Source organism: Bacillus cereus group sp. MYBK195-1 (genome assembly GCF_051916605.1).
GTDB lineage: Bacteria > Bacillota > Bacilli > Bacillales > Bacillaceae_G > Bacillus_A > Bacillus_A cereus.
Genome location: NZ_JBQAGZ010000001.1, coordinates 528,617 through 543,697 on the forward strand (window position 1 = coordinate 528,617; position 15,081 = coordinate 543,697).

The window sequence follows — 15,081 nt, forward strand, 5'->3', positions numbered from 1 at the left end:
ATTTTAGATTTTGCATCAGTTGCATAAAATGGCCGGATATTACTGTCGGTAACTTGTTTTATAACATTCAAAATTTCTTGACCAAAGCCAATTTCCTTTCGTATTTCCTCATTTATTAATTCATTTTTTAATGAACCCTAATATTTTTTGAAATTCATATAACAACCATCTATAAAATATTCTTACTTAAAACGTAACATTCAGAGTGGAGAAATTTTCTTTTTTTGATTTTATCCCTCATTAACGGGCAGCCCGATTGGTGAGGGTTGATTAAAGTTTCACTTTATCTCATGTGTCCAATAAATGACAACTACTTATTCTATGGTCAGTATGTCACGTCCAGAACGAATTGTAACAGTTTTTTTCAAGTTTCCAACTTCTCGCTAGGCTTAATTTCTTAATGTAACTTGTACTGATATCCTGTAGGGGCGCATATTCTTGTATTAATACTTCTATTATTAAAGGTAACATCCTCTAATCCATCATTGTCCTGACAAATATGATTTCATATAGCGACTGTTTTAATTAACATGATATGAACTCTTACAGAATATAGTTATGTTAGTGAAGTCGTTATAACACGATAGGCGCTTGTGAAGAAATACATATATATGGGATGAGAGGGGGTCTTTCGAGATGAAGAAATTAGAACAAATGAAAAATTGGTTGACAAAACAAGTAGACCTACCAGTGGATGTATTAATGGATCTACCTCGGATTACTCTTGTTGGGCAAATACATATTTATATAGAAAATCATCGGGGGTTATTAGTGTTTTCAGATAAAGAAGTGCGATTGCTTTTAAAACACGGTCAATTATTAATTAAAGGACAATCCTTTGTTATTAAAACGATTCTTCCAGAAGAGCTTTTACTCGAAGGGATAATTGAGCAAGTAACATTTTTAGAAAATGAAAAAAAAGGTGATTGAAGTGAAACTTCCATTTGTGAAGTTTTTCTTCTTTATCCTGTAAAAGTTCCGTTGATAGAGACGGATTACAGTTTTACTCGGTTTCATTTTAGTACGAGCTATTTTAATGCTTCAAATAAAAAGTAGTATATCTACTTTTAGAAAGGTAGTGAAGGTGGTAAATGAAAAATAAATGGTTTATAAAGTGGCTTGGATATGTAAAAGTGCGAATTGAAGGTAGAGGAGCGGAACGGTTTGTTAATGAATGTGTACGGAGGAATTTATTAGTTTGGGATGTTAAAAAGATAGCTGATGAAACGTTAGTTTTTTGTATATTGTTACGCGATGTGAAAAAAATAAAACCAATTTATAGAAAAAATGAATGTAAATTATATTTTATTGGACGTTATGGTTTTCCTTTTTGGAATAAGCGTTTAATTAAAAATAGTGGATTTTTAATTGGTTTTTTAATTTTCTTTTTTGGTGTGATTGCAATGTCAAATATGGTTTGGAAAATTGAAATTACAGGAGCAAAACCTGAAACAGAATATATATTGATGAAAGAATTGGATAAAATGGGTATTAAAAAAGGGAAACTACAATTTCAAATGCCGAATGTAGAAGATGTACAACGCCATTTGACAGATAATATTAATGCCATTACTTGGGCGGGACTAGAAGTAAGAGGAACGACGTATCATTTTAAAATTGTTGAAAAAAACGAACCGAAGAAAGAAAAGGAACAAAGGCCGCAAAATTTAGTAGCAAAAAAAGAAGCGATTATTACAAAGACGTTCGTAGAAGTTGGAAAGCCGGTTGTACTGAAAAATGATCATGTAGAAAAAGGGCAGATTCTCGTATCAGGAATATATGGTAATGAGGAAAGTCCGACGATTGTTTCAGCGAAAGGTATTGTGTATGGAGAAACGTGGTATACATCTAAGGTGGATGTCCCGTTAAAGACGCAATTCCAAGTGTATACTGGTAATGTATACAATGAACATTTTCTTAAATTTGGGGATACGAAAATAAAAATATGGGGATTTCAGCATGATAAGTATAAACGCTCTCGTACTGAAAGTGTAAAGCATGATGTGAAATTATTTGGTTTTACACTGCCGATTGCATATGAAAAAGATGTTGTGAGAGAAGAGGAAGAAGCGAATCGAGAATATACAGAAAAGCAAGCGCTGAAAGTAGCGAAAGAGATGGCCGAAAAAGAACTAAAGAAAAAATTGGATGAACATGCTATGATTGTAAGTGATAAGATTTTGAGTAAAGAGGTTGAGGCGGGTCAACTAAAGGTCACATTGCATTATACTGTGGTTGAAAATATTGCAGAGCCACAACCAATATCCGAATCCGATATTCAAGGAGACTGAGTAATGGCAGAACAATTAGTAGAAATGAACCAACAATTGGAAAATACTAACGAAGCAATCGCTCTTTTTGGAGTCAATGATGCACATTTAAAAGTAATTGAACGAGAACTGAATGTATCGATCGTAACTAGAGGAGAAACTGTTCATGTATCTGGGGCAGTTGAAACGGTGACACTCGTAGAAAAAATCTTACAGCAATTACTTGTTGTAATTCGTAAAAGTATATCAATTTCAGAGAGAGATGTTGCGTATGCAATTCAGCTTGCACAACAAGGGAAAATTGCTCAATTTGAAGAGTTATATGAAGAAGAAATTTTCAAGACTGCAAAAGGTAAATCCATTCGTGTAAAAACAATGGGGCAAAGACGATATATTCATGCGATGAAGAAGAATGATATTGTCTTTGGGATAGGGCCTGCAGGAACTGGAAAAACATACTTAGCTGTAGTAATGGCTGTGAGGGCTTTAAAACAAGGGTATGTAAAGAAAATTATTTTAACAAGACCTGCTGTAGAAGCTGGAGAAAATTTAGGTTTTTTACCAGGGGATTTGAAAGAGAAGGTAGATCCATACTTACGCCCATTATATGATGCCTTACATGATATTCTTGGACAAGAATATACGCAGCGTATGATGGAGCGAGGAGTAATTGAAATCGCGCCGCTTGCTTATATGAGGGGGCGTACGCTTGATGATTCATTTGTTATTTTAGATGAGGCTCAAAATACAACGGGTGCTCAAATAAAAATGTTTTTAACAAGATTAGGTTTTAGTTCTAAAATGGTTATTACAGGGGACCCTTCACAAGTAGACTTGCCAAAAGGGGTAAAATCAGGGCTATCTATAGCTGCTAATATTTTATCTGGTGTATCAGGTCTGTCATTTATTACATTAGAACAAACGGACGTTGTGAGACATCCATTGGTGCAACGTATTATTGAGGCATATGATAAAATGGAATGATCCTATTTGTCAGGATCATTTCTTTTTGTATGATAAGGTTGGCGAACGTCATATTTTTTACTATCATGAAAGATAAGGAAAATAAACTATAGGTACTAGTGTATAAAATGTTGCCTCAAAGTATCGTTTGGTAGAAGAAATGAAAGCTATAAATAGTTTCACTTTATTTCTGGAGAGGAGAAGGTATTGAAATCATGTCAAGATCTCAAGAAATTTCTAAGTGGTTTCGTAATTTACAACATTCGAAAAAACTAAGTTGGATTTCTTACGTTGTATTAGGAGCGGTGCTGTTTTTTGCGCTTATGAATAATGTAAAACCAGAGCAATTAGATGTTAATATGTATTCTATTGCGAAAAAGACAATCCATTCTCCTATAAAAATTGAAGATAAAGTTACAACGGATAAAAAGAAAAAAGAAGCCGCTACAAAAGTTGAAGATCAATATACATATAAAAGTGAGTATAAACAAAACAAAGTTGATATTGTGAATGACGTCTTTGCTAAAGTGGATGAAGTGGTGCAAGAGATTAAAGCTGTTGGACCGGATGATCAAAAAAAGATGACTGATGCTGAGAAAGTGGAGAAGTTAAAAAAGAAACTACCCGCTGACTTAACGAAAGAATTATCTGATTCAAACTTACTAAGTTTGATTAATGCAGATTCGAGCCAATTAGTATTAGCGAAAGATGCTGCGGTCACAGCAATTAATAGTATCATGACTGAGCATATTAAAATGGACGAATTGAAAGATGCGAAAGAACGATATGTAAGTGAGATGAATAGTGTTAATGTTGATAATGGTTTAAAAGAGTCGATTAAGGCGCTAGGAAGATATGCAATTTCAGCGAACTATTTTTATGACCCGATCTTAACGAAAGAGAAGAGAAAAGCAGAGGAAGATTTAGTTCCACCTGTTTATATTCTTCAAGGACAAGTTCTTGTTAGAGAAGGTGAAACAATTTCAAGTGATGTGTATAATCAGTTGAAATTAGTTGGTTTGTTAGAAAAAGGGAACGGCTTTCAACCTTATGTTGGATTAGCGGTACTCATTGGTGTGTTACTATACTTTATGCATAAACAATTTGAATTATTTTTAAAGAGAAAAAGAGAAGATAGACCGTATGTTTTAGCGTATATTACAATTTTGTCTATCACAATTGTCTTAATGAAAATCATTAGTTTGTTTCAAAAACTTGAATACGCGGGGATTGCATATGTTGTCCCAGTTGCGATGGGAACAATACTTGTAAAACTAATGATTGGTGATCGATTTGTCTTTTTAACGAGTATGATTTTTTCTGTATGCGGAAGTATTATGTTTAATGAAGGAGTAACGAGTACATTAAATTATAGTGTAGGGATTTACGTATTGTTAAGTTCATTATCGGTTAGTATTTTCTTGCGAGAAAAAAATCGTCGTACAATGATTTTACAAGCTGGTATACTCGTTTCTGTATTAAATGTAGTCGTATTGGCGGCGCTCTTATTATTACGTAATGGGAATTTTTCGCCTCTTGAAATTGGTACGCAATTATTAATGGCTTCGCTTTCAGGGATTATATCATCCGTTTTGGCTATGGGGATTTTACCATATTTAGAAAGTGGACTTGGAATCGTATCAAGTATGAAGCTTATGGAACTATCAAGCCCAAATCATCCGCTTTTACGCAGAATTTTATTAGAAGCGCCAGGGACATATCATCATAGTGTAATGGTAGCGAATCTTTCTGAGGCTGCTTGTGAAGCAGTCGGGGCAAATGGTGTATTAGCGCGTGTAGGGGCATATTATCATGATGTAGGAAAAACAGTACAACCGCAATTTTTTATTGAAAACCAAATGGGAATTGAAAATCCGCATGATAAATTAGATCCTGTAACGAGTAAAGATATTATAATTGCTCACGTAACGGATGGAGTAAGAATGCTCGAAGAATATCATATTCCACAAGAAATTATTGATATCGCTGGGCAACATCACGGTACAACGTTACTGAAATATTTTTATTATAAAGCTATTAAAGAAGATAAAGAAAAATATACAGAAGAGATGTTCCGTTATCCAGGTTCAAAAGCAACTTCGAAAGAATCGGCAATTGTTGGTATTGCTGATAGTGTAGAAGCTGCGGTACGTTCTATGAATCACCCAACGCCAGAACAAATTAATAATTTGGTGCAAAGTATTATTAAAGATCGACTACAAGACGGTCAATTTAGTGAATGTGATTTGACGTTTAAGGAACTACAAATCGTTGGAAAAACGTTGTGTGAAACGTTAAATGGTATTTTCCATTCGCGTATTACATATCCGGAACTTTCGGAAGAAAAGGAGAAAGAATGAGTTTGTTAATTGATTTTATTGATGAAACAGAAGAAGTAAAAGAAGCGTATATGAGTTTAATTCGTGAAGTGTTAGAAAAAGCAGCTCAAATGGAAAATATTGAGGATGGTGCGGAGGTATCGGTGACATTTGTAGATAATGAGCGCATTAGAGAAATTAATCGTGATTACCGAGATAAAGATCAACCTACAGATGTAATATCCTTTGCCATGGAAGAAATGGGAGAAGGAGAAATGGAGATTGTTGGTGCAGAGATGCCGCGCATGTTAGGTGATCTTATTATCTCTATTCCAAGGGCGAAAGAGCAAGCTGAAGAGTACGGACATTCTTTCGATCGTGAACTTGGATTTTTGGCGTTACATGGCTTTTTACATTTACTTGGTTATGATCACATGACAGAAGAAGATGAAAAAGAAATGTTCGGAAGACAAAAAGAAATTTTAGAAGCTTTTGGATTAGGACGATGAAAAAAGGAAAACTTATAGATAGTTTTGGATATGCTATAGCTGGTATATTCTTTTGTTTTCGTCATGAACGAAATATGAAAATCCATTATTTAGCCGCAGTCATTGTTATATGCTGCGGCTTTTATTTCCATATTACGAGAACAGAGTGGATGATATTACTTATTGTAATAGGTAGTGTAATGAGTTTAGAAATGGTAAATACGGCTGTGGAAAAAACAGTAGATTTAGCGACTGCCGATATTCATCCATTTGCAAAAATTGCAAAGGATGTTGCGGCAGGAGCGGTTTTATTGTTTGCAATTATAGCTGTTATAATTGGTGCTATTATCTTTTTACCGTATATGGTATAGTTGCATTCCGAAGCTTTTATTAAGCTTTGGAAGTGCCGTAAGGGCCTTTAATGAGAGAGTGTACCTCTTCATAGCTGTGAACAGGAAGGATGCGGGAATATGAATAGTAAACAATTAATTCTAGAAGCAATCGAAGCGCGTAAACAAGCGTACGTACCATATTCTAAATTTCAAGTAGGTGCAGCACTATTAACGCGCGATGGAAAAGTATATCGTGGATGTAATGTTGAGAATGCATCATATGGCTTATGTAATTGTGCTGAAAGAACAGCTTTATTTAAGGCGGTTTCTGAAGGAGATAAAGAATTTGTAGCCATTGCGGTTGTAGCAGATACAAAGCGCCCAGTACCTCCTTGTGGAGCATGTCGACAAGTTATGGTAGAATTATGTAAACAGGATACGAAAGTATACTTATCAAATTTACATGGTGACGTTCAGGAGACGACAGTCGGAGAATTGTTACCAGGAGCATTTTTAGCGGAGGATTTACATGAATAGAAAAGGTTATAAATCAGGTTTTGTCTCTATTATTGGCAGACCGAATGTTGGGAAATCTACATTTTTAAATCGTATTATCGGCCAGAAAATTGCTATTATGAGTGATAAGCCACAAACGACTCGTAATAAAATTCAAGGTGTATATACAGAAAATGATGCACAAGTTATTTTCATTGATACACCAGGAATACATAAACCTAAACATAAACTAGGCGACTTCATGGTGAAGATGGCGCAAACGACATTAAAAGAAGTTGATATCGTTCTGTTTATGGTTAATGCTGTCGAAGGCTTTGGTCGTGGTGAAGAATTCATCATCGAGAAGTTAAAAGAAACGAAACAACCAGTATTTTTAGTTATTAATAAAATTGACCAACTTCATCCAGAGCAATTACTAGAGTTAATTGATCAATATCGTAAACTACATGAGTTTGCAGAAATTGTACCAATTTCTGCGTTAGACGGTAATAATGTGGACGCTTTAATTGGAACAATTAAAAAGTATTTACCAGAAGGACCACAATACTATCCAGATAATCAAGTAACGGATCATCCGGAGAGATTTATTATTGCAGAGCTTATTCGTGAGAAAGTACTACATTTAACACGTGAAGAAGTGCCGCATTCTGTGGCTGTTGTTATCGATGCGATTCAAAAGCGTGAGGGCGGGGCAGTTTATATAAATGCAACGATTGTTGTTGAACGTGCATCACAAAAAGGAATCATCATCGGAAAACAAGGGAAAATGTTAAAAGAAGTTGGTAAGCGAGCTCGTTTTGATATTGAAGCGCTACTTGGTTCTAAAGTATTTTTAGAAGTATGGGTAAAAGTGCAAAAAGATTGGCGTAATAAAATGTCTCAGCTTCGTGACCTAGGTTTCCGCGAGGATGAGTACTAAAATAGAGTCAAGCTGTAATCAGTGGATGGTTGGTTCATCCACTGATTATTGGTTTTTATGAACTTTGATAAATTAGGAAAAATTTTTCTCACATGAAAATGGACAAAATGGGTCAATTTAATAACAACAAAGGAAATTGGTTTATAGGCTACGCTTATTGAGAAAGGTGGATTCTTATGCTAGATTTTACCTGGAAGTTTTTCTCCAAAACAGGAAGCATTGAAACGTACTTGCTTTTGAAAGAAATGGAAAAAGACGTAAACGATGAGATGGATCAACATGAAGAGGAGCTAGCGCATCTAGACTCTCCAATTTCTTGACCCGTTTTGTTCAAACCTTGGATGGTGACGAACATGTTTCAAAAAGTTGAGGGCATCGTTATCCGTACGACAGATTACGGAGAAACGAACAAGATTGTTACAATATTCTCAAGAGAACTTGGTAAGGTAAGTGCAATGGCAAGAGGGGCAAAAAAACCGAAAAGCCGATTAGCATCTGTGTCGCAATTAATGACACATGGCCAGTTTCTTATTCAAATGGGATCTGGGCTTGGAACATTGCAACAAGGCGAGATTATTTCAACTATGAAAGAAATTCGCGAGGATATATTTTTAACTGCTTATGCATCATTTATTGTTGAATTAACTGATAAAGCAACAGAAGATAAAAAACATAATCCGTATTTATTTGAAATGTTATATCAAACGTTGCATTATATGTGTGAGGGTGTTGATCCAGAAGTATTATCATTAATTTATCAAACGAAAATGCTTCCGGTATTAGGGATGCGCCCGTACTTTGATACATGTGCGATTTGTCATCAAGAAACAGACTTTGTCGCCTTCTCCGTTAGGGAAGGCGGTTTTCTGTGCTCACGTCATGCGGAGCAAGACCCATATCGTATACCGGTAGGAGAAGCTGTTCATAAATTATTACGTCTTTTCTTCCATTTCGATTTACATAGGCTCGGAAATGTATCGGTAAAGGATAGCACAAAAAAACAAATGCGTTTAGTATTGAATACATATTATGATGAATATTGCGGAATTTATTTGAAATCAAGACGTTTTTTAGAACAACTTGATAAGTTTCAAATATAATTTTGGGCCGTATACGGTCCTTTTTACATACTTTCTTTTTCGAATAGCATATTTAGTATATAATATTTAAGAGATAGTATAACTTTTTTCGTTGTGCATTAAAGGTGGTGATTATCATAGAGCTGAATAAACGGCAAGAACATATAATTCAGATTGTAAAAGATCACGGTCCTATTACAGGGGAATCAATTGCAGCGCAATTGGGTCTAACACGTGCGACGCTAAGACCAGACTTAGCAATTTTAACGATGGCTGGTTATTTAGAAGCACGTCCACGCGTAGGTTATTTTTATACGGGTAAAACTGGGGGGCAGTTATTATCTGAAGCTGTTAAGAAAATTAAAGTACAAGATTATCAATCTAGACCGGTTGTAATTGATAAAAATGTTTCCGTATACGATGCAATTTGTACGATGTTTTTAGAGGACGTTGGTACATTGTTCGTTGTAGATCAGATGACTCTATTAGTTGGTGTTGTGTCTCGTAAAGATTTATTAAGAGCGAGCTTAGGAAAGCAGGATTTAACCTCTCTTCCGGTTAATATTATCATGACAAGGATGCCAAACATTGCGATGTGTCGTAGAGAGGATTCTTTATATGATATTGCGATGGAATTAATAGAAAGACAGATTGATGCAATGCCAGTTGTAAAAGATACGAAACAAGGTTTAGAAGTGATTGGGCGAATTACAAAAACAAATATTACACGTGCGTTTGTAAATTTAGTAAATAACGAATAAGTGTAATTTGTTTAAAGTGAGGTAATGTAATGGATAATAAAATCGTATATGTCGTATCTGACTCTGTAGGGGAAACGGCTGATTTGGTTGTTCGAGCAGCAATGGGGCAATTCCCGTTTGCTCCTGATATTAGACGTGTACCGTATGTAGAAGATACAGGGACATTAAAAGAAGTGATTTCGATTGCTAAGAGTAATCAAGCACTTATATGTTTTACGTTAGTTAAGCCTGATATGCGCAAATATTTAGTAACAGAGGCTGCAAAAGAAGGGGTAGAGGCATACGATATTATCGGCCCTCTTATTGATCAAATTGAAGAAATTACGGGGCAAGTGCCGAGATGTGAGCCAGGCGTTGTCCGTAGGTTAGATGAAGAATACTTTAAAAAGATTGAAGCGATTGAGTTTGCTGTGAAGTATGATGACGGCAGAGATGCACGAGGTATTTTAAAAGCGGATATCGTGTTGATTGGTGTTTCGCGTACATCAAAAACACCACTTTCCCAATATTTAGCTCATAACAAACGCTTGAAAGTTGCGAATGTACCACTCGTGCCAGAAGTTGACCCACCTGAAGAACTATATCAAGTGGCAAAAGAAAAATGTTTCGGTTTGAAAATTACGCCAGATAAGTTAAATCATATTCGAAAAGAACGATTAAAATCACTTGGATTAAGTGATGGAGCAACATATGCAAATATTAATCGTATTCAAGAAGAAATTGATCACTTTGAGGAAGTAATTAGTAAAATAAATTGTCAAGTAATCGATGTATCGAATAAAGCAATTGAAGAAACAGCAAATATTATTGTGAATGCAGTGCAAAACCAAAAAATGTTTTAGCACATTTACCAAAGGTGAATGTGCTTTTTTCGCTCGTGTGAAATATGATACCTATGGATTTTGTAATAGATTGTAGTGTAATGGTTATACTTATACTCCTTTGTCTTTTAGTATATTCAAGGTGTGAGTTTGTCATCCTGAAATGTAAGATGAAAAAATAAAGGGATATGTAGCGTAGTTGAAGAAAATATATTATAATAAAAAATTGTGATAAAAACCTATATTTTACGTTTAGACTTTAATTTTTCAGAATAAACTAGGGATAGGATTTACGAAAAAGACATGTAATTACGTTAAATCGACAAAATCTATACAAGAAAACGCACATTATGGAAGGATTCACAGAAGGGATGTAGAATACAGAAATATGCAAAGCATCGACAACATATTAGTTGGTGTAGATGTATATCCCGTGAAGGCTGAAATTGTGCAAGTTGGAGCGGAATTTCATGTCGGAATTTTGTTTGTCGCATCATATGCTCATCCTTTAAGGAAATAGTAAGGCCATTGGATCTTTGTAGATACTGAACAAAATGGAGTTGATCGTTATATGGATCAACATGAAAAAGTTACAAATCTCAAGATCAAACAGTATATGTGGCTTGCTACTCTTCTTATAAAAAGGTGTATATGTATTGTTTCTAAGAGATACATTTGTAACAGATGAGCAAATGTATACAATTTTATATAGCAAGTATATGCGATTTATGCAGATAAAGGACCTATAGGAAAGGTTTAAAATCGTTTATACAATGTAATCGGCAACACTTTCTAACAAGTTTAGAAAAATATTGTCGAATTATAAAGGAATTTTTTAATTTATATCGAATACAAAATACGACACGGAGATGGAGTTATGGGGAACAGAATTCCCGAAGAAGTTGTTGAACAGATTCGGACATCATCCGATATTGTAGAAGTCATTGGTGAATACGTTCAACTTAGAAAACAGGGGCGTAACTATTTCGGCCTTTGTCCATTTCATGGTGAGAATTCTCCTTCATTCTCTGTTTCATCTGATAAGCAAATTTTTCATTGCTTCGGATGTGGAGAAGGTGGAAATGTATTTTCCTTTCTAATGAAAATGGAAGGACTGGCTTTTACCGAGGCTGTTCAAAAGCTAGGCGAAAGAAATGGAATTGCGGTTGCAGAGTATACATCAGGGCAAGGACAACAAGAAGACATATCTGATGACACTGTCATCATGCAACAAGCTCATGAATTATTGAAAAAGTATTATCATCATTTATTAGTAAATACGGAAGAGGGAAATGAAGCACTTTCATATTTATTAAACCGTGGTATTACGAAAGAGATGATTGAGAAGTTTGAAATTGGTTATGCATCACCTGCCTGGGATGCAGCGACGAAAATTTTACAAAAAAGAGGTTTATCGCTGTCTAGTATGGAACAAGCTGGCCTTCTAATAAGAAGTGAGAAGGATGGTAGTCATTATGATCGCTTCCGTGGAAGAGTTATGTTCCCGATTTATACGTTACAAGGTAAGGTGATAGCGTTTAGTGGAAGGGCGTTAGGAGATGACACTCCGAAATATTTAAATAGCCCTGAAACACCGATTTTTCACAAAAGTAAATTGTTGTATAACTTCCACCAAGCAAGACCGTTTATTAGAAAACGTGGGCAAGTGGTTCTTTTTGAAGGATATGCCGATGTACTAGCTGCGGTAAAAAGTGGTGTGGAAGAAGCTGTTGCGACAATGGGAACAGCTTTAACTGAAGAACAAGCAAAACTTCTGCGACGTAACGTTGAAACTGTTGTTCTTTGCTATGATGGTGATAAAGCAGGGCGAGAAGCGACGATGAAAGCAGGGCAATTATTGCTAAAAGTTGGTTGCCAAGTGAAAGTCACATCCTTGCCAGATAAGCTTGATCCTGATGAATATGTGCAACAATATGGGACTACTGCTTTTGAAAATCTTGTGAAATCAAGTGTGAGTTTTGTTGGTTTTAAAATAAATTATTTGCGTTTAGGGAAAAATTTGCAAGATGAGTCTGGCAAAGAAGAATATGTGAAAAGTGTTTTAAAAGAGTTATCGTTGTTACAAGATGCGATGCAGGCAGAGTCATATTTGAAGTCATTATCGCAAGAATTTTCGTATTCAATGGAAACACTTTTGAATCAATTGCACCAATATCGCAAAGAACAAAAGGTACAGCAAAAACAAATAAAGCAGGTTGCTAAACCGTCTCAAGTCGTTCAAACAAAACCGAAGTTAACAGGTTTTGAAAGAGCGGAAAGAGAAATTATTTACCATATGTTGCAAAGTGCAGAAGTAGCTGTTCGTATGGAATCCCATATAGAAGATTTTCATACAGAAGAACATAAAGGGATTTTATATGAACTATACGCATATTATGAAAAGGGAAATGAACCTTCAGTCGGAACATTTTTAAGTTGGCTCTCTGATGAAAAGTTGAAAAATATTATCACTGATATTTCGACGGATGAATTTATTAATCCAGAATACACAGAAGAAGTGTTGCAAGGCCATTTGGAGACGCTTAGACGGCATCAGGAAAAACTTGAAAAGATGGAAATTATCTTTAAAGTGAAACAAATGGAAAAAACAGATCCTGTAGAGGCTGCTAAATATTATGTAGCATATTTACAAAATCAAAAAGCGAGAAAATAGCTTTTTTGATAAAGTTTTAGTATAATGAATGTTTGTATCTCGCGTAAGGAGGGGAACAGATGGCTGACAAACCAGCTCGTTCTAAACAAATTGAAACTGAAATGACCCTTGAGCAAGTGAAAGAACAACTCACTGAGCTCGGAAAAAAACGTGGCGTTCTTACATATGAAGAGATTGCAGAACGCATGAATGGATTTGAAATTGAATCCGATCAAATGGATGAATACTATGAATATTTAGGTGAACAAGGCATTGATTTAGTTGGTGATAATGACAACGAAGAAGGCCCTAATAATCGCCAAATTACAAAAACAGAAGAAGAGTTTGACCTCAATGATTTAAGTGTACCACCTGGGGTTAAAATCAACGATCCTGTTCGTATGTATTTAAAAGAAATTGGTCGTGTAGACTTACTATCTGCAGAAGAAGAAATTCGACTTGCAACGCGTATTGAAGAAGGCGATGAAGAAGCGAAACGTCGTCTTGCAGAAGCAAACTTACGTCTTGTAGTAAGTATTGCAAAGCGCTATGTAGGCCGTGGCATGCTTTTCCTAGACTTAATTCAAGAAGGTAATATGGGTCTAATTAAAGCTGTTGAAAAGTTCGATTATCGTAAAGGTTTCAAATTTAGTACGTATGCAACTTGGTGGATTCGCCAAGCTATTACACGTGCCATTGCAGACCAAGCACGAACAATTCGTATTCCAGTTCATATGGTTGAAACGATTAATAAGTTAATTCGTGTACAACGTCAATTATTACAAGATTTAGGTCGTGAACCATCTCCTGAAGAGATTGGTGAAGAAATGGATCTTGCTCCAGAAAAAGTACGTGAAATCTTAAAAATTGCACAGGAGCCAGTTTCTCTTGAAACACCAATTGGTGAAGAAGATGACTCCCATTTAGGTGACTTTATTGAAGACCAAGAAGCAACATCGCCTGCGGACCATGCGGCCTATGAATTGCTAAAAGAACAATTAGAAGATGTGTTAGATACGCTAACAGATCGTGAAGAAAATGTTCTACGTCTTCGTTTCGGTTTAGATGATGGACGAACTCGTACGCTTGAAGAAGTTGGGAAAGTATTCGGCGTAACGAGAGAGCGTATTCGTCAAATTGAAGCAAAAGCACTTCGCAAATTAAGACATCCAAGCCGTAGTAAGCGTCTTAAGGATTTCTTAGAATAGGTTATTTTTTAAGTTTACTTCACCTTTGTGAAGTAAACTTTTTTATTTTGTTAATTTTTGTTAAAATTTAGCTATCGGCAACGATTACAATTTCTTGTAATTTATTTTACAGAATTGTCTTTTGATTTGCAAATGCTCATTTTTCGATTTTTCGATTAATTTTGTTTATTATATACAAAAATATATGTAGAAAAGCGAAAAATATGATGAGAAACGTTAATAATTATCGAAATAATAAGCGATATGACAATAAAAAACAATAAACTGAATTTATGGAATATTTTTAACAAGTGGTAGTTTACTCTTTTCTGATAGAGCGTTTTCAAGTACAATGGAAATGACTGAATCATCTAACTATTTAGGGGTATAGAGGGGGGAGAAGAGATATGAAACGTAATCCGCTGATTCCGTTCGCTCTTATTGCAGCATTGGGTATTATCGTTATGTTTGTATTTTCATTTCAGGGGCTAAATAAATCTAAAGAGTTAGCTGATGCAAAAAATGGCGGGAAGCCAGCACAAACAGCATCAAAGCCAGAGGATATTGTGAAGCAAAGCTGTACGAGCTGCCATGGTGATCAGTTACAAGGGGCAGTTGGACCTAACTTACAAAAAATTGGTGGGAAACTTTCAAAGGATGAAATTAAAGAAATTCTTTCGAAAGGAAAAGGCAATATGCCTGCCAATATAGTTCCAGCTGATCAAGCCGCTAAAGTAGCTGATTGGTTATCGAAGAAAAAATAAAGTTCCGTAT

General features: G+C 35.3%; 16 protein-coding genes. All 16 read left to right on the top strand.

Features of this window, described 5'->3' with window-relative positions:
* Positions 1 to 636 precede the first annotated feature (636 nt).
* The 16 genes from yqfC to cccA all read left to right on the top strand — a co-directional run bounded on the left by yqfC (position 637) and on the right by cccA (position 15,071).
* Positions 637 to 930, top strand: coding sequence for a sporulation protein YqfC (gene yqfC, locus ACTFRY_RS02855; protein WP_000732269.1), 294 nt, complete (start codon positions 637 to 639; stop codon positions 928 to 930).
* 161 nt (positions 931 to 1,091) lie between these two features.
* Positions 1,092 to 2,291, top strand: coding sequence for a sporulation protein YqfD (gene yqfD, locus ACTFRY_RS02860; protein WP_000792493.1), 1,200 nt, complete (start codon positions 1,092 to 1,094; stop codon positions 2,289 to 2,291).
* A gap of 3 nt (positions 2,292 to 2,294) precedes the next feature.
* Positions 2,295 to 3,254 (top strand): PhoH family protein, encoded by a 960-nt coding sequence (locus tag ACTFRY_RS02865; RefSeq protein WP_000840520.1) that lies wholly within the window; start codon positions 2,295 to 2,297, stop codon positions 3,252 to 3,254.
* A gap of 194 nt (positions 3,255 to 3,448) precedes the next feature.
* The gene (locus ACTFRY_RS02870; protein WP_098616189.1) at positions 3,449 to 5,593 is read left to right on the top strand and encodes an HD family phosphohydrolase; all 2,145 of its coding nucleotides are present in this window, start codon (positions 3,449 to 3,451) and stop codon (positions 5,591 to 5,593) included.
* Positions 5,590 to 6,060 carry an rRNA maturation RNase YbeY gene (gene ybeY / locus ACTFRY_RS02875; protein WP_000054679.1) on the top strand — a complete coding sequence of 157 codons (471 nt, stop codon included), beginning with the start codon at positions 5,590 to 5,592 and terminating at the stop codon, positions 6,058 to 6,060. The genes ACTFRY_RS02870 and ybeY overlap by 4 nt, the downstream gene beginning before the upstream one ends.
* Positions 6,057 to 6,410 (top strand): diacylglycerol kinase family protein, encoded by a 354-nt coding sequence (locus ACTFRY_RS02880; protein ID WP_000715469.1) that lies wholly within the window; start codon positions 6,057 to 6,059, stop codon positions 6,408 to 6,410. Before ybeY ends, ACTFRY_RS02880 begins: the two co-directional genes overlap by 4 nt.
* 99 nt (positions 6,411 to 6,509) lie before the next feature.
* Positions 6,510 to 6,908 (top strand): cytidine deaminase, encoded by a 399-nt coding sequence (locus ACTFRY_RS02885; protein ID WP_001086281.1) that lies wholly within the window; start codon positions 6,510 to 6,512, stop codon positions 6,906 to 6,908.
* Positions 6,901 to 7,806, top strand: a complete 906-nt coding sequence (gene era / locus ACTFRY_RS02890) for a GTPase Era (RefSeq protein ID WP_001080229.1) — start codon at positions 6,901 to 6,903, stop codon at positions 7,804 to 7,806. Before ACTFRY_RS02885 ends, era begins: the two co-directional genes overlap by 8 nt.
* A gap of 176 nt (positions 7,807 to 7,982) precedes the next feature.
* Positions 7,983 to 8,126, top strand: a complete 144-nt coding sequence (locus ACTFRY_RS02895) for a YqzL family protein (protein WP_000883924.1) — start codon at positions 7,983 to 7,985, stop codon at positions 8,124 to 8,126.
* A gap of 33 nt (positions 8,127 to 8,159) precedes the next feature.
* Complete coding sequence (gene recO / locus ACTFRY_RS02900) at positions 8,160 to 8,906, top strand: DNA repair protein RecO (protein WP_000487013.1); 747 nt, start codon at positions 8,160 to 8,162, stop codon at positions 8,904 to 8,906.
* A gap of 107 nt (positions 8,907 to 9,013) precedes the next feature.
* Positions 9,014 to 9,646 (top strand): helix-turn-helix transcriptional regulator, encoded by a 633-nt coding sequence (locus ACTFRY_RS02905; RefSeq protein ID WP_000583756.1) that lies wholly within the window; start codon positions 9,014 to 9,016, stop codon positions 9,644 to 9,646.
* Positions 9,647 to 9,675: 29 nt separating this feature from the next.
* Positions 9,676 to 10,488 carry a pyruvate, water dikinase regulatory protein gene (locus tag ACTFRY_RS02910; protein ID WP_000368935.1) on the top strand — a complete coding sequence of 271 codons (813 nt, stop codon included), beginning with the start codon at positions 9,676 to 9,678 and terminating at the stop codon, positions 10,486 to 10,488.
* A 367-nt stretch (positions 10,489 to 10,855) separates the two neighbouring features.
* Positions 10,856 to 10,987: a hypothetical protein gene (locus ACTFRY_RS02915; protein WP_002000855.1), complete on the top strand. Its 132-nt coding sequence runs from the start codon at positions 10,856 to 10,858 to the stop codon at positions 10,985 to 10,987.
* A 357-nt stretch (positions 10,988 to 11,344) separates the two neighbouring features.
* A complete protein-coding gene (gene dnaG / locus ACTFRY_RS02920; RefSeq protein WP_000528221.1) occupies positions 11,345 to 13,141 on the top strand; it encodes a DNA primase in 1,797 nt (598 codons plus the stop codon).
* Between the two features lie 59 nt (positions 13,142 to 13,200).
* Positions 13,201 to 14,328 carry an RNA polymerase sigma factor RpoD gene (gene rpoD / locus ACTFRY_RS02925; protein WP_000764066.1) on the top strand — a complete coding sequence of 376 codons (1,128 nt, stop codon included), beginning with the start codon at positions 13,201 to 13,203 and terminating at the stop codon, positions 14,326 to 14,328.
* Between the two features lie 386 nt (positions 14,329 to 14,714).
* Positions 14,715 to 15,071: a cytochrome c550 gene (gene cccA / locus ACTFRY_RS02930; protein WP_000828141.1), complete on the top strand. Its 357-nt coding sequence runs from the start codon at positions 14,715 to 14,717 to the stop codon at positions 15,069 to 15,071.
* The last annotated feature ends 10 nt before the right edge of the window (positions 15,072 to 15,081 follow it).

What these genes read in the sequence shown, in the direction of transcription:
- ACTFRY_RS02880 (WP_000715469.1), top strand. Translation starts at nt 6,057, where the DNA reads ATGAAAAAAGGAAAACTTATAGATAGTTTTGGATATGCTATAGCTGGT.
- recO (WP_000487013.1), top strand. Translation starts at nt 8,160, where the DNA reads ATGTTTCAAAAAGTTGAGGGCATCGTTATCCGTACGACAGATTACGGA.
- yqfC (WP_000732269.1), top strand. Translation starts at nt 637, where the DNA reads ATGAAGAAATTAGAACAAATGAAAAATTGGTTGACAAAACAAGTAGAC.
- cccA (WP_000828141.1), top strand. Translation starts at nt 14,715, where the DNA reads ATGAAACGTAATCCGCTGATTCCGTTCGCTCTTATTGCAGCATTGGGT.
- ACTFRY_RS02865 (WP_000840520.1), top strand. Translation starts at nt 2,295, where the DNA reads ATGGCAGAACAATTAGTAGAAATGAACCAACAATTGGAAAATACTAAC.
- ACTFRY_RS02910 (WP_000368935.1), top strand. Translation starts at nt 9,676, where the DNA reads ATGGATAATAAAATCGTATATGTCGTATCTGACTCTGTAGGGGAAACG.
- ACTFRY_RS02885 (WP_001086281.1), top strand. Translation starts at nt 6,510, where the DNA reads ATGAATAGTAAACAATTAATTCTAGAAGCAATCGAAGCGCGTAAACAA.
- dnaG (WP_000528221.1), top strand. Translation starts at nt 11,345, where the DNA reads ATGGGGAACAGAATTCCCGAAGAAGTTGTTGAACAGATTCGGACATCA.
- ACTFRY_RS02915 (WP_002000855.1), top strand. Translation starts at nt 10,856, where the DNA reads ATGCAAAGCATCGACAACATATTAGTTGGTGTAGATGTATATCCCGTG.
- era (WP_001080229.1), top strand. Translation starts at nt 6,901, where the DNA reads ATGAATAGAAAAGGTTATAAATCAGGTTTTGTCTCTATTATTGGCAGA.
- ybeY (WP_000054679.1), top strand. Translation starts at nt 5,590, where the DNA reads ATGAGTTTGTTAATTGATTTTATTGATGAAACAGAAGAAGTAAAAGAA.
- ACTFRY_RS02895 (WP_000883924.1), top strand. Translation starts at nt 7,983, where the DNA reads ATGCTAGATTTTACCTGGAAGTTTTTCTCCAAAACAGGAAGCATTGAA.
- ACTFRY_RS02870 (WP_098616189.1), top strand. Translation starts at nt 3,449, where the DNA reads ATGTCAAGATCTCAAGAAATTTCTAAGTGGTTTCGTAATTTACAACAT.
- rpoD (WP_000764066.1), top strand. Translation starts at nt 13,201, where the DNA reads ATGGCTGACAAACCAGCTCGTTCTAAACAAATTGAAACTGAAATGACC.
- yqfD (WP_000792493.1), top strand. Translation starts at nt 1,092, where the DNA reads ATGAAAAATAAATGGTTTATAAAGTGGCTTGGATATGTAAAAGTGCGA.